Genomic DNA, 19566 nt, shown 5'->3' with positions numbered 1-19566 from the left:
GGCTTTCAGGAAAGAATTCGATTCGATAGCGGGCTACAGAGATCGGATGCGACGAATCAGGTCGAGGGCGTTTTGTGCGTGGTCGATGCCACCGGCTTTGCGAATGAACTCGACGCATTGTTCCAGCACATCGATACCGACGGTTGCATCGGTCGACGATACCATGGCTGGACGCGCAGGCTTCGCTGTTGACTTAGCTGGTTTGGGATCGGAGGCAACTTTGGACTCCGATTTTTTCGGACCTTTTGGTCGGCCGCGGCGTTTGAGAGCGGGCTTGTCCCCGTGTTGTCTTAATTTTGACTTGACGCTCGCCACATCGCCAACCTTGATGCCGAAAGAACCAAGTGCTGTGACAATGTCTTTGTTGCGAGCTTTGGGGTTCGCCGCAATGTAGTCGCGGACTCGTTGGCTTTTGCTGATCGATGGTGCTTCATTTGCCGCTGGGGTTCGGTCATCGGCATCATCTGCACCGGTCCCTGAACTGATCACTGAAGGCTCGGTGACTTCCTTTGCCGCAGGATCGGATGGTGCGTCAGTCAGTAGATCGGGTTGCGAGTCAGACATGGGGCATCGATGAGAGGGACGCTAAAACGTGAACGTTACCGCCATGTTAATTGCTTTCTTGCGTGATCGCGACCGCTCTAGGAATTCTCTCTTTGGGCAGTTCACCCTGCCCTGCGTCGAGATCAAAGCAGATTTTTTTGAGTTGATCTAGTCGGGGCGAGATTAGACAAGGCTACCTTCTTGGGATCTAGGTTCGCTGCGTCTACAATCGCGGCATGACTGACTCTGCTGATGAACTTTCGAACCATTCGCAACTCTCCCGACTGCCCGCGCTCCCATCTGAGGAGTTGGCGATCGGCGCGTTTCCTTCAATCATGGATCCATCGGTCAAGACTTGTCTGGTGATGTCGCCTGGACGCGGTCAAGCAGCATTCGAGTTGGAACGACGTTATCCCGGCGCTCGAGTGATCAGTTGGTATGTCGATTCGCACCGATCATCAAAAGCGTCGGCGATGGCTCAGTCACAGAGCACTCGCGTCGAAATCGTTTGCAGCGCCGATTTGCCAGAGGTCGTCGTGGACCTTGTCGTTCTGCCAGTACTAAAGAACGGCGAAGCTGAGATGAACCGCGACTTGTTGCAGCAATCCTACCAGCGACTGCGCATCGGTGGGCACCTCGTTGCCGCCGTCAACTCGCCGCAGGACCAGTGGTTGCTGGCTCAGATGCAAGCGTTGTTTGCCAAGGTTCACTGCCAGCAGACCGAGGCCGGTTGGTCGTATGTGGCGAAGAAGAAGTCCGAGCTTAAGAAGGTTCGTTCGTTCGCAGCCGAAATTGAGTTTCGCGCTGATGGCCGGCTTTTGAAAACGTTCTCTCGCCCATCGATGTTTGCGCATCGATCGATCGATAACGCCGCGCGAGTCATGATGCGCGAAGTCGTTATCCCCGAAGGTGCCAATGTGCTTGAAATGGGATGCGGTAACGGCGCAGTTGCCTTAGCTGCGGCGCTGCGATCGCGAACCGGCCAAGTTTATGCGGTGGACTGCAACGCACGTTCGATTCAGTGCGTTGAATCAGCGGTCGCAGCGAACGAGATCACCAACTTAACGGCCATCTTGAATCACGATGGCGAGTTGGATGTGCTGCCGTGCGACATCGCATTACTGAACCCGCCCTACTACGGCAATTTCGCCATTTCGGAACACTTCATCCAAACCGCTTCGAATTGCCTTCGGCCCGGTGGTGATGTGTGGGTCGTTACGAAGCAAACCGACAAGTACGAGGATCAGAACTGGCCCAACTTGTACTGCGACAGCGTCAAGACCGTGCAAGGCTACGACCTGATCTGCTATCGCAAATCAGGAAATTGATTTGTCGTGCCCGAAAACGAAAAAACGGCGGCTCTTTACAGAGTCGCCGTCTTTGTTTCGATGTCGATGCTTTTGTTTGGCTAGGCGCCAAATTCTAGTCGTCGATAGCCAAGTTGTTGTTGCAATCGGTTAACGATGGAAGTGTGCATCTGGCTGACGCGTGATTCCGAAAGATCGAGCGTAGCGCCGATTTCTTTCATCGTCAATTCTTCGTAGTAATACAGAATGATGATCAACCGTTCGTTGCGATTGAGTCCCTTGGTGACCAATCGCATCAGGTCGTTCTTCTGCACGCGACGAGTTGGGTCTTCGCCCTTCTTGTCCTCTAGCACGTCGATTTCGCGAACGTCCTTATAGCTGTCCGTTTCGTACCACTTCTTGTTAAGCGATACGACGCCAACAGCGTTAGCGTCAGACTGCATTTTTTCGATCTCGGCGACCGGCAGTTCCATGTGTTCGGACAGCTCGATGACGGTCGGAGCGCGACCGTGTTTGGTTTCGAGTGCCTTCTTCGCGGCGGCCAGTTTGCTGGCTTTGCTGCGAACAAGTCGCGGTACCCAGTCCATGGTGCGAAGTTCGTCCAACATGGCACCACGAATCCGTGGGACACAGTAGGTTTCAAACTTAACACCACGTTCCATGTCGTACGCGTCGATGGCGTCCATCAAGCCGAAAATGCCGGCGCTGATAAGGTCGTCGAGTTCGACACCATCGGGGAGACGTTGCCAGATTCGTTCGCCGTTATAGCGGACCAATGGCATGTAACGCTCAACCAACCGGTTTCGGAGGTCTTCGTAGTCGTGAGCATCCTTTTCCAGCTTTTTGAATTCTTGCCAGACTTGCAGGATCTCGTCGTCGGCTGTGGCTGTCGCTGCCATCCAATCCTCCGTGAAAGTTATGTATCGCAGCGTCGTGCTGCACTTGCTCCGCAAAGACAGGCGTCTTCACCGGAGCATACCGGTCTCAAAAAAATCCGCAGTGGAGAAGTTCCAATACGGGTCGCGGTTGGGATCACTTAGCATCCTTGCCAAAGTAAATCCTTTCCGCTTCCTCATCATCATCAATCAACCTTTGCGAGCATCCGTGCCCTTCAGTCTTTCGATGAATTTGTCTTGTCGTAAACCGAATCCGTTAAACCATCTCGATACCAATCGACGCGAGCTCGAAAGTTTCGTTCAAGTGCATCGCGTATCAAGTAGTCTGCGATCCATCCGGAAACGTATCCAACGCCGGCGAAAATTATCAAAGCGACAATTGATTCGCAGGCGACTTGACCGGCCAGTTCGCCGCCGATGGCCCCTCGCAGGACCACCAAGGCCATGGCGAGAGTGCCAAGCGATACAGCAAAGCTTCGTGACACGGTTGAGTCGGTTTCGTCAGAGTCAGTTATTTAGTTTCTTGGGTGAGTTGTTCGGTCGCAAAAAGTTTTGCTAAAGCTAGTTTTGTGTTTTGCGAAACGCCTCAGTGTCAGTATCGGCGTTCTAGGGTTGGGTCATCAGTTATTCTTTTTTGTTTCTGTTAGGCCGCTTCGATTTGCGATAATGTCATTCGCGCCGGCAGCAACCGTGACAACAAGTATTCCGGTTCGGCGATGGCGATATCGTCGGGGACTTGTTGTCCGTTGGTGACGTAGCTAAGCGGTATGCCGGCGAAGCGATCGCTCGCTGCAATTGCCGACAACACGCCTGCGGTGTGCGGCGTCTCGTCAAGCTTGGTTAGAATGGCCGAGGTCGGTTGGACTGGTGCAAACCCATCAAGCGTTGATCGGATCACGCTGGCGGAGCTGTTGCTGCTAAGCACCAAGTGAGTTTCGTCGGGTTGTGCGCTGTGAAGCATGCCGACCAATTGGTCGATTCTCGCGTCGCTGCGGGGACTTCGTCCAGCAGTGTCAATCAGGACCAAGTCAACATCGCCGAGTCGGTCCAATGCCGGTTGCATCTGGCTTTCGTTTTCGACGACTTCCATCGGTAGGTCCATGATCTCGGCGTAAGCCTTTAGTTGCTGGACTGCTGCGATTCGGAATGTGTCGATCGTCAGCAAACCGACTCGCCGGCGTGCTTCGATTCGAAAACCAGCCGCCAACTTGGCGACGGTGGTGGTTTTGCCAACGCCAGTCGGTCCAACGAGAGCAACGATTCGGCGGTCGCCAGGTTGGGTCAGAATCGGGCTGCCGATTCGTAGTTCGCGTCCGATTGTCCGCTGAAGGTGTTCCATCCATGGCGTGCCCGAAACGAATTGGCCGCCCGGTGCATCGCCAAGTCCGGCTGCAAAGCTGGCGGTTGCGGTTAGCCATCGGTCTGCCGTTGAAGATCCGACACCCGCGCTGATCAGTTCCTCGCGATACGATTGCAGCGAAATTGGAAGTGACGCTGAATTTGACAAGTACCCTTCCCTGCCCCGGTCGTTTCTCGCCGCTGCGTCGCTAAAGTCGTAGGCGTGGTCGGCGATGCGAATCGGACTAGCCGAGTTGCCGTGTGATGGTGTGTTTCGCGGTGGGTGCGGATGGTTGGTCGAGGCGTGCCGCGAATCGATCGCATCGGCGGGGTTGCCTGCTTTGGCAGCGGCTGATTCGCCGTCACGCAGTCCGGCCGTGACTTCAACATAAGTGCGCCCGAGCCAGCCCATCCAACCGTCTCGCACTTGCCGCGTGTGCAGCACCGATGCGTCCGGTCCCATCTGGTGACGGATCTGTTCCAAGGCGTCTTGCAAGCTGGCTGCTCGAAAGGTGCGAATGTGCATGGAGGGAACGTCGGGAATCATGGGAAGGATTACGATTTACAGAACGTTGTTTTGTGAACGGTAGAACTGGGGTTTTGAAGCCTACAGATCTGTGATCACGCCGTGAGATTCGATTTTTGTGTCTTGGGTAATTTCGTTGTACGAAAGGACTCTTAGTCGCGGCAATGCCGACGCGGTCATTTGTCGAAGACCTGGCCGAATTTTCGGACTGACCAAAACCAACGGTGGATGACCCGCGGTTGATAGTTTCTTAATCCCTTGTTGGATCTTGTCGCAAGTCGAGTCGATCGCTGTTGGGCTCATTCGGATAAATAATCCGCGATCATTGTGTTCGATGCCTGCTGCGATACGGTCTTCCATGGCTGGGTCGAGCGCCATCACGTGCAGTTGGCCCTGTTCGTCGCGATAACGCGAACTGATCGTGCGTGCCAAGCGGTGGCGAACGTACTCGCAAAGCCAAATTGGATCTTTGGTTCGTGTGGCAAAGTCGCCAAGCGTTTCCATGATGATGCCAAGTTGACGAATGGGGACGTCTTCACGCAGCAACAGATGTAGAACTTGTTGAACATCGCTGACTTTCATCACGCCGGGGACCAGTTCGTCCACGACGGTGGGGGATGCTTCGCGTAGTTCGTCGATCAAGTGTTTGGTTGCATCTCTCGAGAGCAGTTCGTCGGCGTGGCGGCGGGCAACTTCTTGTAAATGAGTCGCTAGAACAGCTCCCGGTTCGACCGTTGTGTAACCGTAGATTGCGGCTTGTTCGCGCCGCATCGGGTCAATCCAAACCGCAGGCTCGCCAAAGGTTGGGTCGCGAGTAGGTTCGCCGTCGATCACGCCGGTGGTATGTCCGCTGTCGATTGCCAGCAGTCGATCAGGCAGTACCGACGCCCCGCCGATCGGATTCCCTTGAATGCGAATTTCGTATTCGAATTGGCCCAGTGTCATTTCGTCTCGTACGCGTACCTTTGGCAGAATGACGCCAATGTCGGTCGCAATCGCGTTTCGAACGCCGGTGATCCGTTGCATCAGGTCGCCGCCGCGGGCCGGGTCGGCAAGGCTTAGTAGGCCGAGACCGATGGAGATTTCCATAGGGTCGATCGCCAAGAAATCTTCAACGCGTTTTTCGGGCGGTACAGCTGCTGCCGTTCGTTTGGCTTCTGCGCTGGCGGCGTCGTCAACGCCTTTTTGGGCCGTTTGACGATTCATGACGACGGCCAATCCGATACAACCAATGCCAAGAGTAGCCATCGGGATCGCGGGTAGCTTGGTTACGATCAACAGCAATAAGAATCCGCCGGCAACAAACAACGCCTTAGGATTGCCGAACAACTGTTGCAGAAACTGAGTTGGTAGGCTTGCCTTCTTGGCACTTCTGGTGACTAGCAAACCGGCCGCCAACGAAATCAACAGCGCGGGCACTTGGCTGACCAGTCCGTCACCGATGGTCAGTTTTGTAAAGAGGGCGGCTGCTTCAGTGATGCTCATTCCGGCTTGCATCACACCGATGTACAGTCCACCAATCACGTTGACGACTGTGATCACGATACCGGCGACCGCGTCACCGCGTACGAATTTGCTAGCACCGTCCATGGCCCCATAGAAGTCAGCTTGGCCAGCGACTTCTTCGCGGCGTTCTTGAGCTTGTTTTTCGTCGATCAGACCGGCGTTCAAGTCGGCATCAATCGCCATTTGTCGACCGGGCATTCCGTCCAACGCGAAACGGGCTGCCACTTCGCTGATCCGAGTTGCACCCTTGGTGATCACGATGAACTGAATCAAAACAATGATGACGAAGATGATCACGCCGACCTCGATGCGATCGCCCGCGACAAATTCGCCGAATTGCTGGATCACGCCACCGGCGGCGCCCATGCCTTTGCCGTCGGCGCCGGTCAAAATCAGCCTGGTCGTCGCGACATTAAGCACCAACCGGGCGAGCGTGGTCGCTAGCAAAAGCGATGGAAAAATGCTGAATTCAAGTGGAGTTGAGATGTAGATGGTGGTCACCAACACGATCACTCCGACCGTGATATTGGCGGCCAACAGCAAGTCCATCAGTGCCGGTGGAAGCGGTACCAAGATGACGACCAAGCAACCGATGATGCCAAGTGGCAGCACCAAGTCTCGGTACTTCATCAAGAACTGCATCGTCGAATCCTTCTGGCAACGCCGAAGCCGGCAATCCCTTTGCCAGCACTACGGTTCGACGTTACAGGAAACCGCAGGTTGCGGTCCAGAGAAGTTCGCGCCGTCCAATATTCAATCGGGGGCACTGGCTTGGCGATTTGGGCAGACACGGCTGTTTGTGTTGGATGCCTGGGGTTCCAAAATCGCTTGCAATTAGCTTCCTGCTTGGCGGGCGGCGTTGTCGTGCGGGCCGTGAATCATCTGCGAAGTTTGGGTGAGTTCGTTTTCTCGGTTTTCGATGATCGGCATCAGCAGGTCGCGAATCGATCCAACCGACGGCATCTTGGTGATCGAGATTCGAATCAGTGGCAGGTCGGCCGAGCGGAGGACGTTGCGAAGGAAGTCTTCTTGTAGTCGTCCGCGGCGATTTTGGATTAGCTCTGTTTGGATGGCGCAGATCGGAACCCCAGATCGTGGCTCGATGATAAGAAAGTTGATCTGCTTTAGATTCAATCGCACAGCATCTTTAAGGTGCGCTGATGCATTTGTCAAACGAACGACATCGATGGCTCGCGTCTTGGGGCAGACAATGCCTCGTTTTCCTATGGCGGCGACCAAGCGGTGAAAAAACTCGAGTTCATCGGTCTGCAGAAACTGGTCGCGCGAGATCGTTACGCTAGGAGTCGCTGGGCCTTGCTTGCGCCCCATGAGACCACTTAGCGTTTTCGCCCAGCCTTGTTGAACCTTTGCAGGCATGCTCAGGAAACCTTCGCCGAAAGATGCGTCTTGCAACTCGAGGCGATGATACGAACGCCTCTTTCGGACTCAGGTTAGCCGCGGCGCCGGCGCTAAGATAGTCTCTCCCCGCTGCAGGTAATGATCATCAAGCCAGGGCCTCTTGGGGGCGGGGCTTGGCGGGTGCGGCTTGATCTGGGGGGAGACGAAGCACCATTGTGATTCGAGCAATTCACTGCCTGACCACTGTAGGTTTCCGTGTGCGTCCGGGACGTTATCCCGGTGCATTCCGATCAGTGATCAGGCGCTAACGCGTCGTTGTTAGGCGACCGGTGGTAGTTTTCGCAGCGAAAGCACGCCTTTGATACCTCGAAGTGACTCGAGCGTTTGATCGTCGATGTCACCGTCTAGGTCGATGATCGTGTACGCGATGTCACCGCGAGACTTGTTCAATAGGTCGGCGATATTCAATCCTGCATTGGCCAAAATTGTTGAGATTTGACCCACCATGTTAGGGACGTTTGCGTTTGCGATCGTGATCCGTGTGCCACTATTTCGTGGCATGAAAGCCTCGGGAAAGTTGACGGCATTGGTCACTGTCCCGTCCTGCAGGAAACCACTGACGCTGTCTGCCACCATCACGGCGCAATTTTCTTCAGCTTCGTTGGTCGATGCACCCAGGTGAGGAAACGAAATCACTTTGGCGTGCTTCATCAGCGCTTCGGTTGGGAAGTCAATCACATAAGCGGCTGTGTGTCCGGAGTCGAGTGACGCTAGAACCGCCTTGTCATCGCAGATTCCGCCACGTGCTAAGTTCACGATGATGCCACCCTTGGGCATCATCTTCAATCGGTCGGCATTGACGATGCCGCGAGTCGCATCGATCAGTGGCACGTGAACGGTGATGGCATCGCATTGGGAAAACAGGCTATCAAGACTGACTGCTTTTTCGACTCCGCTGGACAATTGCCAAGCGCTTTGGACCGAGATCAGCGGGTCGTAACCAACGACCTTCATGCCCAATGACAACGCAGCATTGGCGACGCGTACACCGATGGCGCCGAGTCCGATCACGCCGAGCGTCTTGGACGGCAATTCCGATCCGACAAAGTTCTTCTTGCCGGCTTCGACCGCGACCGAAACGGCTGCATCGTCGCCTTGGATTCCCGCTGCAAATTTCATCGCACCATGGATGTTGCGAGACGCCATCAGTAGGCCCGCCAGGACCAGCTCTTTGACTGCATTGGCGTTCGCGCCCGGCGCGTTAAAGACGGGGACGCCACGCTTGGTCATTTCGTCGACGGGGATGTTGTTCACCCCGGCGCCGGCGCGACCAATCGCTTTGACGGACGTTGGGATGTCCATGTCGTGCATTTTGAACGAACGCAGTAGGACGCCGTCGGGTTGACTGATTTCGGACCCGATCTCGTATTTATCACGAGGCAGACGTTGCAGACCGAGGGGCGAAATGTTGTTGAGCGTCAGGATCTTGTACATGGACAATGAAATAGCGTTGAGAGTAAATTGGAAAGGGACTTTGGCCAGGTATCGGTATCGTCCTGGCCCACATTGACCCGCATCGGTAGCGAAACTCTTGACAAGTTTTGCTACCCGGAAAAACAAGCTGACGTCGACTACTAACCATTCTTGGCTGCAAAGTCGTCCATGAAGCTTGCCAGTGCTTGGGCACCTTCAAGCGGCATCGCGTTGTAGACGCTGGCACGGATGCCTCCGACGCTGCGGTGACCCTTTAGGTTCTGCAGATTGTTTTTGCCGGCTTCGCTGACAAAAGCTTCTAACAACCCACTACTGGGCAGATTGAACGTTGCGTTCATCTTCGATCGGCAATCGACCTGAGCATGGCCCAAGTAAAACTCGGGGTACTTGTCGATGACTTGGTACAGCAAGTTTGACTTCTCGTGATTCAGCTTTTCCATCGCGGCCAAGCCACCGATGTCACTGGACAACCACTTTGCAACTTTACCCAGTACATAGATTGGGAATGTCGGGGGCGTGTTCCACATCGAGTCGTTATCGGCGTGGTTCTTGTAGTTCAGGTAACCGGGCAACTTGTCGCTGCCCATTTCCAACAGATCGCGACGGATCACGACGACGGTAACGCCAGCCGGGCCGGCGTTCTTTTGAGCACACGCGTAAATCAGGCCGTACTTGTCGATGTCCAGTGGTCGAGACAGAAAATCGCTCGAGGCGTCACTAATCAGTGGCACGCTGGTTGGACATTCGGGTTCGGATTGAAACTGAACGCCTTCGATCGTTTCGTTGCTGCAGTAATACAGGTACGCCGAATCGTCTTTGACGGTGTAATCGCCGGCCTTGGGTACTCGGTCAAAGCCTGTATCGGCAGCCGAGTAAATCGTATCGACCGTGCCTTCTTTCTTGGCTTCGCCAATCGCTTTCTTACCCCATGCACCGGTTAGCAGGTACGAAGCCGACTTGCCGCTGTCGCGAAGCAAGTTGCAGGGAATCATCGAAAACTGAAGCGCCGCGCCGCCTTGTAGCAACAGCACAGCGTAGTCGTCTGAAATGCCAAACAGCGAGCGAATCGATGCTTCGGCTTCTTCCATGATCTGGATGAAGACCTTGCCTCGGTGGCTCAGTTCCATCACCGACGCGCCGGCGCCGGGATAACACAGAAGTTCGTCTTGGATCTCCTGAAGTACCGAAACGGGCAAGGCGGCGGGGCCGGCCGAAAAATTGAAGACCCGCTCAGTGGTCGCGGTGGCACTCATGGATCGAAGTTTCCTGATTGGAAAGGTATCATGGGAAAGCACGGTGAAAAAATGATGTTCATCGTCGCTTCTGATTCCGGATTCTATGCTTCTCGCCAAGGGTGCGGAAGGTTGCGAACCGGGCGGTTCGCTGAGGAGCACCAAAATGGCCGATACCCCAGAAACCAACGATTCCAGCGACGTACGCCTAGCAATCCGATTGGCCGCCCAATTGTTGGCCGAGGCTTCAAAGCTGCAGACACCGCAGGAAAGACGCCAACAAGCCGAACTTGATCGGATGATCTGTCATAAGGCTGACAAGGCGACTCTGGTTGAGATGACGGACCAAGCCTTTCGGACTCACTCGCCGGCCCGCGTAGCGGACCAATTGACGCACCTATTGGATGTCCAAGGGATACCTCGCTTCTTTAGTCCCGTCGAACAAGCCATGTTGCTGGGGTTTCAGTCGTTTGGTGAGTACCTGCCGGGCGTTGCGGTGCCGATGGTCAAAGAAAAAATGCGGCGAGAAACCGCCAACGTGATCTTACCGGCCGAACCCGAACTTTTGACGCGTCACTTGCGGGCTCGCCAAAGTCAGGGTGTTGGCATGAACGTGAACCTGTTGGGCGAAGCGATTCTTGGCGAGGATGAGACTCGCAATCGAATGCGGCGCTGCATCGAAGCGATTCGTTTGCCCGACGTTCGATGTCTGTCTGTCAAAGTATCGACCATCGATAGCCAGATTTCGTCGATTAGCCGTCCTCATACGATCGCCAAAGTTTCTGATCGTTTGGAGACGTTGTATCGGACCGCCGATCGTGAAATCGATCCAGTTACCGGCGTGGGCAAATTCATCTACTTGGATATGGAAGAGTATCGTGATCTCTACCTGACCGCTGACATCCTTTGCGAAACGCTCGACCGACCAGGACTCGAGCAGACTCGCGCGGGCATCGCCCTGCAGGCTTACATTCCGGATTCGTACCCGGTGATGCAGCGATTGATCGGTTGGTCGCACGACCGGGTGGCCAAGGGAGGAACTCCACTGACGATCCGGTTGGTCAAAGGCGCGAACTTGGAACTCGAACGTGTCGAAGCGTCGATCGCCGGTTGTGCTCAGGCGACTTATTCCACGAAAGTGGAAACCGATGCGAATTACAAGCGGATGCTGCGTGAGCTGATTGACGCTGCCAAGGAAGGTGTTCTGCGTGTCGGGCTGGCGTCGCACAATTTGTTCGACGTTGCCCTTGGGTTGATCTGGGCCGATTCGATCAAGGACACCGATGCGATCCAAATCGAGATGCTCGAAGGGATGGCCAACCATCAGCGTCGTGCGATCAGTGAACATGCTGATAACATGTTGTTGTACGCCCCGGCGTGTCGACAAGACGAGTTCATCAACGCGATTGGCTATCTGATCCGTCGGCTGGACGAAAATACGGGACCGCAAAACTTTTTGCGACACACGTATCGGTTGAAACCCGATACGCCAGAGTTCGATTCGCTGGCATACGATTTCGAAAAATCGTATGCCATGATGACAACCGTTTCCTCGGCGCCGCGCCGAAACGTGGATCGTCACGAACCACCGCCCTGCCCTGCCCCGCTTGAATCCGGCATTTCGGAACATTGGTCGGCATACATTAACGAGCCTGATACGGACTGGGCTGTGCCAGCGAACTCCGTTTGGGCACAAGAGATTTTAGATCGCTGGATTGTTCGCTCCGGCGAAAACGCCACTGAGGTTGAACTTTGGATCGGTGATCAGAAAGTCGATCGTGACGAGTCATGTTTGCGAGAATCATTTGATCCATCACGCCCAGGTACGGTGGTTTGCCGCTACCAAGTGGCGCATCGATCGCAAGTCGAACAAGCCGTCGAGATCGCTTTGGCCGATCGCAGTGATTGGAAGTCGACGGATCTTGCCAAGCGTCATCGTGTGCTTCGTGACGTGGCACAGTTGTTGCGCCAGCGACGGGGAGATTTGATCGGCGCGATGGTTGCCGACGGTGGTAAGACGGTGCTGGAATCGGATCCCGAAGTCAGCGAAGCGATCGACTTTTGCGAGTTCTATCCGCTGACAATGTTGGACTGGGCAAATCGTGAATCGCTCACGACTAGCCCGCGCGGTGTTGTAGCCGTGATCACGCCTTGGAACTTTCCCTTGGCGATTCCCTGCGGTGGCATCGCGGCTGCGATCGCGGCGGGCAACACGGTCATCTTGAAGCCCGCGTCGGAAACCGTATTGGTCGCTTCGCAAGTTTGCCAAGCATTTTGGGACGGTGGGGTTCCTCGCGACGTGCTGCAGATGATTCCGTGCGAAGACGTTGATGCGGAAGCCGGACTGGTGGCGAATCCGAAGGTCGATACGGTAATCTTGACGGGCGGCACGTCGACGGCGAAACGCATGTTGGCCGTGCGGCCCGACTTGCACTTATTGGCGGAAACCGGTGGCAAGAACGCGACGATCGTCACTGCAATGGCGGACCGTGACTTGGCGATCAAGCACGTCATTCAATCGGCGTTTGGACATGGTGGCCAGAAATGCAGTGCGACTTCGTTGCTGTTGCTCGAAAAAGAAATCTTCGACGATCCTGCGTTTCGTGAAACGTTCGCTGATGCCGTCGAGAGCATTCCCGTTGGATCAGCTTGGGACTTGTCCACGAAGATGGGGCCGTTGATTGGTCCGCCTGGCCAGACCCTCACACGCGGCATGAAAACGCTTGAGGACGACGAGACTTGGTTGGTCGCGCCTGAACATGTGGTCGGGCAGCCAAACCTCTTTAAGCCCGGCGTCAAATGGAATTTGAACCCCGGCGGCTTCGCGCACTTGACTGAGTTGTTTGGACCGGTCCTCGGTGTGATGCCGTTTTCGCGATTGGAAGAAGCGATCGATATCGTTCGCTCGACGGGATACGGATTGACCAGCGGACTGGAAAGTTTGGACGACCGCGAAATCGAATTGTGGAAGCAATCCATTCACGCCGGCAATCTGTACATCAACCGTTCAACGACCGGCGCGATCGTGCTAAGGCAACCGTTCGGGGGCGTTGGGCTTAGCGCTTACGGCCCAGGCGTGAAAGCGGGCGGTCCGCACTATGTTCTGGCCTTGATGCGAATCGCAGACGTTGCACCGCAGGCAATGGACGCTGCTGCGATCGATGATGCGGCGGTGGATGATACTCGCGACGAATCGTATCCTTCCAGCGCCTTGCGAGATTGGTTGGCGAGTTTGTCGGCCGAGTCCTTCGACGCGAAATTTCTGCACTCGCTATCGCAGATGGTCACGGACTGTCACTGGGCGATGGAAACTGAGTTTTCGCTTAGTCACGACACTGTCCGAGTGCTCGGACAAGACAATTTGCGTCGATACCGCCCCGTGGTTGCCACTACGATTCGCGTCGAAGTCGTTGACTCGATTCGCGATGCTCTGTTCGCCGTTATCGCTGCGGTTTCGGTTGGCACGCCGGTCACGTTGTCCAGCGATCCTGGCACGCCGGATGCGTGGAGCGAATGGTTCGATGCGATTGCCGACTATGTTCCTGGTTTGATTGAACCGATCGATGAAACCGATAGCGAGCTTGCATCACGAATCGTAAGTGGTGATGTCAAACGCTTGCGAAGACTGTCTGCGATTTCGACTGGCTCTGAATCCACCGCTGTGTGCGCCGAGCACTTTGTGACCGTGATTGCCGAACCCGTGTTGGCCGAAGCTTCGATCGAATGCTTGCGATATCTCGATGAGCAATCGATCTCGCATGACTACCACCGCTATGGAAACCTTGGACGACGAGGCGAGGAAGTTCGTCGGTCAGTGTGAGGATGGTCGCCGGTTTCGAAAGCGGTACTCGGAAGGCGTCGCGTTCATGATCCGGCGGAAGCTGCGGCTAAAATGAGCATGGTCATAGAAACCGCAGTCGAGTGCAACTTTGACCACCGTCTGCGACCGCGTCAAAAGCATTTCGGCGGCATGCTCGACGCGAATTCGCATCAAATACTGCCGCGGCGAAGCCCCAAATGCGCGGCGAAAACGGCGTTCGAATTGGCTCTGTGACAGCCCGGCCATCACCGCTAGTTCGGCGGTGACCAAGTTGTCGGCGTAGTTCTGGTGCATGTGCTCGATGACTTCTGCGAACGCGGCGACGGTGCCTTGAGGCTGGCGAATCTGGTCGACTTGGCGAGAAAAGCCTGCCACGCCAATCACTCGTTTCCGTTGATCAAGCAGCGGCACCTTACTGGTCATGACCAGTCGCGGGGATCCGGCTGATTCGGGAGCACTTTCCACCCGATTGAGGATCGGTTCGCCTGACCGAAGCACCAGCAAATCATCGGCACGGTATTCGTCGGCACGCTGTTTGGGGAAGAAGTCGTGATCGGTTTTGCCGATCGCGTCGGCTTCGGTCGCCACGCCACAGTACTCGCAGCCCCGGCGGTTCAGGGCCGCAAATCGACCCTGGCGGTCTTTCACGAAAAAGGACAGTCCCGGCAAGAGGTCCAGCAAAGCGAATACCTGTTCGTGCGAGTCCAAACGCCGAAAAAAGCGATCTTTGAAGTTGGTAGTTTCCATGCGTGGATTTTACACAGGATCAGGTGCCGTTGTGCAAGATTCCACGCCGTGTTTGGACGAAGATGTGGTTTCTGAAACTCGGCGGCACCCTGCTGCTGATCAATTCAACTCATCGTGCTGACTCAATATGCGATTCAAAACCTCATTCGCGCTGGCCACTGTTTTGATGTTGGCGGCTTCGGCGCATGCTGGCGATGTCAACTTCAACCGTGACATTCGGCCGATCCTGTCGGACAAGTGCTATTACTGTCACGGACCTGACGAAACGCACCAAGAAGCTGGGCTGAGGCTGGACAATCGCGAAGCAGCGATCGATGTCATCGAGTCGGGTGAATTGATGGACCGGGTTACCAGCGACGATCCTGACGCGATGATGCCACCGCCCGAGTCAAACCTTGAGTTGACGGATGCTGATCGCGATATGCTTCGCCGGTGGATTGACGCCGGTGCACCGTATCAAGGTCACTGGGCGTTCGAACCGTTGCCCGAATCGGTGCCCATTCCCTCGGTCAAAGACAGTCACTGGAGCGACCTGCCGATCGACCAGTTTGTATTGGCGAAAGTCGAAGAAGCTGGTTTGACGCCAGCCTTGCCCGCCGATCCGCTGCGATGGTTTCGGCGTGTGACTCTGGATCTGACCGGACTGCCACCGACACTCGGGCAGATCAAGACGTTCGAAGCATCGGTCGCAAGTTCGCCTGATAGGAATCTCGACGCTGCCTACGAAAGGGTTGTCCAACGATTGCTTGATGCGCCCGCGTTCGGTGAACACATGGCGGTCGCTTGGTTGGACGCTGCTCGCTATGCCGATTCGTATGGGTATCAATCGGACAAACTGAATACCCAGTGGCCTTATCGGGACTGGGTGGTGCAGGCATACAACGACAATTTGCCGTATAACGATTTTCTGACCTGGCAGTTGGCCGGTGACCTGCTGGACAATCCCACTCGCCAGCAAAGGCTTGCCACCGCGTTCAATCGGATTCACCGACTCAACAACGAAGGCGGAGCGGTATTCGAAGAGTGGCGAATTGAAAACGTGGCTGACCGAGTGCACACCTTCGGTACGGCGGTCTTGGGATTGACGATGGAGTGCTGTCGTTGCCACGACCACAAGTACGATCCGATTCCGATGCGCGATTACTATTCGTTCTCGGCGTACTTCAATTCGATCGACGAAAGCGGCGTTTACGATCGAACCGACAAAGTGCCCTGCCCTTCGATCTTATTGCCGACACCGGACCAAGAAGCTGCGCTCACGCAAGCTCGAAACAACCTCGCCAAAGCCGAGCAAGCTTATCAAGCGGCCGTCGATGGTTCACGCGAACGGTTCACCGCTTGGAAAGCAGACGCACCTGAAACGCTTGTCATTCCTGATCTTAAACTGGCCCTTGGTTTTGACCTTAGTTTCGATAACTCGTTCAAAGAGGTCTATCATCCATCCGAGTCTGATCGGTCCTGGACAACAATGCCCGAGTTAGTCGAGGTCACCGATTCAAGTGTCGTTCGAATGGACCCCAGCGTAGCGGCCGACAAGTCCGATTCTCCTGAACCGCTATCTCGCCGAGCGATGAAGCTTGATGGCGAACGAGGCGTGACGACTCATGGGATTGAACCTTTCGACCGCTGGTTGCCAATCAGTGTTGTGGTCACGTTTCGCGAAACCAAACGCACTGGTCAGCGAAGTGTGATCGCGCACCACACTCGCGGTACCGACTGTGGGTACAACGGTTGGGATCTGACGATCGAAGACGGACACCTTGAATCGCGGATGTATCGGGTTTGGCCCGGAAACGCCATCGGCGTCCGCACGGTAGATCCCATTCCCGTGGACCAGTGGCACCAAGTGACGGCGACGTACGACGGATCTTCAGCGGCGTCGGGACTGTTGTTGTTCCTCGATGGCAAGCCGCTTGAAACAGTGGTGCTTCGGGACGAACTGAAAAAGAGCTGCAACGTGCTCGTCGATCACGGTGGCGAGTTTGTCGTCGGGCAACGTTTCCGTGCTCGTGGACTCGACGGAGGATTGATTGATGACGTTCGCGTCTATACCCGCGCGTTGACAATGTCCGAGATTTCACAATTGGTGACTGGTAAAACGAGTCTGGACGACGACGCCTACTACGCTTATTACACGACGGCGATTGACGAGGCGGCCCGCGCCGCGATGAGCAAACTGACCGACGCACGAAAGGCGTGGGTGATGGCCGAAGAAGTCATGAACGAAATTCCGATCATGCGAGAGATGCCTGAAGTTCGTTCCGCGCACGTATTGGCACGCGGTCAGTACGACGCGGTCACCAGCGACAAGACACTGGTCAATCGCCAGACATTGTCGGCGATTCCGATTCCCAACGATGGGCCAAAGGATCGTTTGGGATTGGCCCAGTGGGTGACCCATCCCAATCATCCGCTGACATCACGCGTCGCGGTGAACCGCGTTTGGGGCAACTTCTTTGCAGAGCCGCTGGTTCACACGTCCGAGAATTTTGGTTCGCAGGGCGATCTGCCAACGCATCCCGAATTGTTGGACTGGTTGGCGCGTGATTTCGTCAGTGCCGGTTGGGATGTAAAACGGCTTTGTAAGCAAATCGTGCTGTCGGCAACGTACCGTCAAGATTCGAAAACCGACGAGAAATCGATCGTGGCAGATCCCACCAATCGATTGCTCGCCCGTGGCCCCGCCTATCGATTGGCAGCCGAGCAGATCCGTGACGTAGCGTTGGCAGCATCGGGGCTCATGGACCCCGAAACAGGCGGTCCGCCGGTGTCGCCCTATCAGCCGGGCGAAGACTTGTGGAAAGAATCCAACGGAATGTCACCGCCGTACCAGCAATCGGTTGGGCAGGCGTTGTACCGTCGGTCGTTGTATTCGGTTTGGAAACGCACGGCGCCCCTGCCCAATATGTTGGCGTTCGATTCAACGACACGTGAAGTCTGCACGGTCAAGCGATCCCGAACGAACACTCCGCTGCAGGCGTTGGTGTTGCTCAATGACGTTCAGTTCGTCGAAGCGGCTCGCGTGCTGGCCGAGCAAGTGATGAAAGACGATTCGCCGGTCGAGCAAGCGTTCTTGCGTTTGGCGGGCCGCAAGCCTGATGACCGAGAAAGCGAAGTGCTGGCAGGTTTATTGAAGGACGAAGTCGCGTTCTATACGGACCATCCGGACGAGGCCAAGAAGTTGATTGACTCGGGCGATAAGGAAATCAACGAGTTCATTGATCCGGTCCAATTGGCGGCGATGACAACGGTCTGTCAAGCGATCCTGAATCTGGACGCGACGATTTGGAAACGGTGATTCCTTCACCCGCCACTGTACCGACTCCCTTGAAACAAATCAGCAACTCAAAGCATTTAACGTCACGATGAATTCACCTGATCCATTCGCTTCGAACCGTCGCGTCTTTTTCAAGAATGGGTGCACCAGTGTCGGTATCGCCGCGCTGGCGTCAATGTTGGGCAAAGATGCGGTGGCCGACGCGCCGGCCGCACCGTTGCCAAAGACTCATTTTGAACCCAAGGCGAAGCGGATCATTTATCTGTTTCAATCCGGTGGTCCGGCACAGCAGGACTTGTTTGACTACAAGCCGCTGTTGACCAAAATGCACGGCCAAGAATTACCACCCGCCGTTCGTGGCGAGCAGCGATTGACGGGGATGTCGGTCAACCAATCGTCATTGCCGCTGGCGAGTTCGAAATTCAAGTTTTCGCAGCACGGCGAGTCCGGTGCCTGGCTCAGCGATCTGTTGCCGCACCATCGCGGCATCGTTGACGATGTTTGTTTTATCAAATCGATGCACACCGAAGCGATCAACCATGATCCGGCTGTGACGATGTTCCAGACCGGTTCACAGATCGCCGGTCGACCTTCGCTGGGGTCTTGGTTGTCGTACGGTTTGGGCAGCGAGAACGAAGACTTGCCGGCGTTCATCGTATTGGTCACCGCCGGGCAAGGTGGGCAACCTCTGTACTCCCGATTGTGGGGCAACGGGTTCCTCGATTCACAGTACCAGGGCGTCCAGTTTCGTGGCGGCAGCGATCCCGTCTTGTATTTGTCAAATCCCGAAGGCATCACACCCTCGCGTCGTCGAGCTCAGCTTGATGCGATCAACTCGCTGAACCAACATCAGTTCGGCAAAGAGCTAGACGGTGAAATTGAATCGCGAATCGCACAGTATGAAATGGCGTTTCGAATGCAGTCGAGTGTGCCTGAGGTGGCTGACTTTTCGGATGAACCTGAATCGACGTTCGAACTTTATGGCGAAGACGCCCGCACACCCGGAACGTTCGCGGCGAATTGTTTGCTTGCCCGGCGATTGGCACAGCGAGATGTTCGGTTCATTCAGTTGTATCACCAGGGGTGGGACCAGCACTCCAACTTGCCGAAACAGATTGCCGGTCAGGCGAAAGAAACGGACCAAGCATCGGCGGCGCTTGTGACTGATCTGAAACGACTGGGGATGCTTGATGACACCCTGGTGATTTGGGGCGGCGAGTTTGGCCGGACGTCTTACACCCAGGGCGTGTTGAGCGCCGACAACTATGGACGCGATCACCATCCTCGATGTTTCACTTCATGGATGGCCGGTGGCGGGATCAAGCCCGGGATCACTCACGGGACGACCGACGAGTTTGGTTACAACGTCATTGAAAACGGTGTCCATGTGCACGACTTCAACGCCACCATTCTGCATTTGATGGGCATCGATCACGAACGTTTGACGTACAAGTACCAAGGCCGACGATTCCGGCTGACGGACGTTCACGGAAGCGTAATCAACGACATTCTCGCCTAATT

At 55.5% G+C, this 19566-nt stretch carries 13 protein-coding genes; 4 read left to right on the top strand and 9 right to left on the bottom strand.

Annotated elements, in window-relative coordinates:
* Nucleotides 1-33: 33 nt before the first annotated feature.
* Nucleotides 34-564: a hypothetical protein gene (locus Poly59_RS01060; protein ID WP_146532234.1), complete on the bottom strand. Its 531-nt coding sequence runs from the start codon at nucleotides 562-564 to the stop codon at nucleotides 34-36.
* 215 nt (nucleotides 565-779) lie between these two features.
* Here Poly59_RS01060 and Poly59_RS01055 point away from each other — a divergent pair, with 215 nt between their 5' ends.
* Entirely contained in the window at nucleotides 780-1871 is a 1092-nt protein-coding gene (locus Poly59_RS01055) for a class I SAM-dependent methyltransferase (RefSeq protein WP_146532233.1), read from the top strand.
* 80 nt (nucleotides 1872-1951) lie between these two features.
* On the opposite strand, the gene Poly59_RS01050 is transcribed toward Poly59_RS01055, so the two are convergent.
* From Poly59_RS01050 to serC, 7 genes are all read right to left on the bottom strand, one after another.
* Nucleotides 1952-2749 carry a FliA/WhiG family RNA polymerase sigma factor gene (locus Poly59_RS01050; protein ID WP_186775954.1) on the bottom strand — a complete coding sequence of 266 codons (798 nt, stop codon included), beginning with the start codon at nucleotides 2747-2749 and terminating at the stop codon, nucleotides 1952-1954.
* Between the two features lie 212 nt (nucleotides 2750-2961).
* Entirely contained in the window at nucleotides 2962-3231 is a 270-nt protein-coding gene (locus Poly59_RS01045; RefSeq protein WP_246151288.1) for a hypothetical protein, read from the bottom strand.
* 158 nt (nucleotides 3232-3389) lie between these two features.
* On the bottom strand, nucleotides 3390-4610 hold the full coding sequence (gene flhF, locus Poly59_RS01040) for a flagellar biosynthesis protein FlhF (RefSeq protein WP_146532232.1): 1221 nt from the start codon (nucleotides 4608-4610) through the stop codon (nucleotides 3390-3392).
* Between the two features lie 81 nt (nucleotides 4611-4691).
* A complete protein-coding gene (gene flhA, locus Poly59_RS01035) occupies nucleotides 4692-6746 on the bottom strand; it encodes a flagellar biosynthesis protein FlhA (protein WP_246151424.1) in 2055 nt (684 codons plus the stop codon).
* Between the two features lie 204 nt (nucleotides 6747-6950).
* Nucleotides 6951-7493: a DUF2726 domain-containing protein gene (locus Poly59_RS01030; RefSeq protein WP_146532230.1), complete on the bottom strand. Its 543-nt coding sequence runs from the start codon at nucleotides 7491-7493 to the stop codon at nucleotides 6951-6953.
* A gap of 300 nt (nucleotides 7494-7793) precedes the next feature.
* Nucleotides 7794-8969, bottom strand: a complete 1176-nt coding sequence (locus tag Poly59_RS01025) for a 3-phosphoglycerate dehydrogenase family protein (protein WP_146532229.1) — start codon at nucleotides 8967-8969, stop codon at nucleotides 7794-7796.
* A gap of 140 nt (nucleotides 8970-9109) precedes the next feature.
* Nucleotides 9110-10222, bottom strand: coding sequence for a 3-phosphoserine/phosphohydroxythreonine transaminase (serC, locus tag Poly59_RS01020; protein WP_146532228.1), 1113 nt, complete (start codon nucleotides 10220-10222; stop codon nucleotides 9110-9112).
* Between the two features lie 145 nt (nucleotides 10223-10367).
* Between serC and Poly59_RS01015 the strand changes: the two genes are divergently transcribed.
* Nucleotides 10368-14021, top strand: coding sequence for a proline dehydrogenase family protein (locus Poly59_RS01015; RefSeq protein ID WP_246151287.1), 3654 nt, complete (start codon nucleotides 10368-10370; stop codon nucleotides 14019-14021).
* Here the strand turns inward: Poly59_RS01015 and Poly59_RS01010 are convergent.
* The gene (locus Poly59_RS01010; RefSeq protein WP_146532226.1) at nucleotides 14013-14768 is read right to left on the bottom strand and encodes an AraC family transcriptional regulator; all 756 of its coding nucleotides are present in this window, start codon (nucleotides 14766-14768) and stop codon (nucleotides 14013-14015) included. The two genes, Poly59_RS01015 and Poly59_RS01010, sit on opposite strands and share 9 nt — an antisense overlap.
* A 127-nt stretch (nucleotides 14769-14895) precedes the next feature.
* Between Poly59_RS01010 and Poly59_RS01005 the strand changes: the two genes are divergently transcribed.
* The gene (locus Poly59_RS01005) at nucleotides 14896-18066 is read left to right on the top strand and encodes a DUF1553 domain-containing protein (RefSeq protein ID WP_146532225.1); all 3171 of its coding nucleotides are present in this window, start codon (nucleotides 14896-14898) and stop codon (nucleotides 18064-18066) included.
* 67 nt (nucleotides 18067-18133) lie between these two features.
* Complete coding sequence (locus Poly59_RS01000; RefSeq protein ID WP_146532224.1) at nucleotides 18134-19564, top strand: DUF1501 domain-containing protein; 1431 nt, start codon at nucleotides 18134-18136, stop codon at nucleotides 19562-19564.
* Nucleotides 19565-19566 lie beyond the last annotated feature (2 nt).

This window comes from Rubripirellula reticaptiva, assembly GCF_007860175.1.
GTDB classification, from domain to species: Bacteria; Planctomycetota; Planctomycetia; order Pirellulales; family Pirellulaceae; genus Rubripirellula; species Rubripirellula reticaptiva.
Note: the sequence above shows the minus strand (reverse complement) of the source record. Positions and strands in the feature narration are given on the sequence as shown.

Excerpts from the sequence above, each read along its gene's own strand:
- Poly59_RS01060 (WP_146532234.1), bottom strand. The coding sequence starts at position 564 with ATGTCTGACTCGCAACCCGATCTACTGACTGACGCACCATCCGATCCT.
- Poly59_RS01055 (WP_146532233.1), top strand. The coding sequence starts at position 780 with ATGACTGACTCTGCTGATGAACTTTCGAACCATTCGCAACTCTCCCGA.
- Poly59_RS01050 (WP_186775954.1), bottom strand. The coding sequence starts at position 2,749 with ATGGCAGCGACAGCCACAGCCGACGACGAGATCCTGCAAGTCTGGCAA.
- flhF (WP_146532232.1), bottom strand. The coding sequence starts at position 4,610 with ATGCACATTCGCACCTTTCGAGCAGCCAGCTTGCAAGACGCCTTGGAA.
- flhA (WP_246151424.1), bottom strand. The coding sequence starts at position 6,746 with ATGAAGTACCGAGACTTGGTGCTGCCACTTGGCATCATCGGTTGCTTG.
- Poly59_RS01030 (WP_146532230.1), bottom strand. The coding sequence starts at position 7,493 with ATGCCTGCAAAGGTTCAACAAGGCTGGGCGAAAACGCTAAGTGGTCTC.
- Poly59_RS01025 (WP_146532229.1), bottom strand. The coding sequence starts at position 8,969 with ATGTACAAGATCCTGACGCTCAACAACATTTCGCCCCTCGGTCTGCAA.
- serC (WP_146532228.1), bottom strand. The coding sequence starts at position 10,222 with ATGAGTGCCACCGCGACCACTGAGCGGGTCTTCAATTTTTCGGCCGGC.
- Poly59_RS01015 (WP_246151287.1), top strand. The coding sequence starts at position 10,368 with ATGGCCGATACCCCAGAAACCAACGATTCCAGCGACGTACGCCTAGCA.
- Poly59_RS01010 (WP_146532226.1), bottom strand. The coding sequence starts at position 14,768 with ATGGAAACTACCAACTTCAAAGATCGCTTTTTTCGGCGTTTGGACTCG.
- Poly59_RS01005 (WP_146532225.1), top strand. The coding sequence starts at position 14,896 with ATGCGATTCAAAACCTCATTCGCGCTGGCCACTGTTTTGATGTTGGCG.
- Poly59_RS01000 (WP_146532224.1), top strand. The coding sequence starts at position 18,134 with ATGAATTCACCTGATCCATTCGCTTCGAACCGTCGCGTCTTTTTCAAG.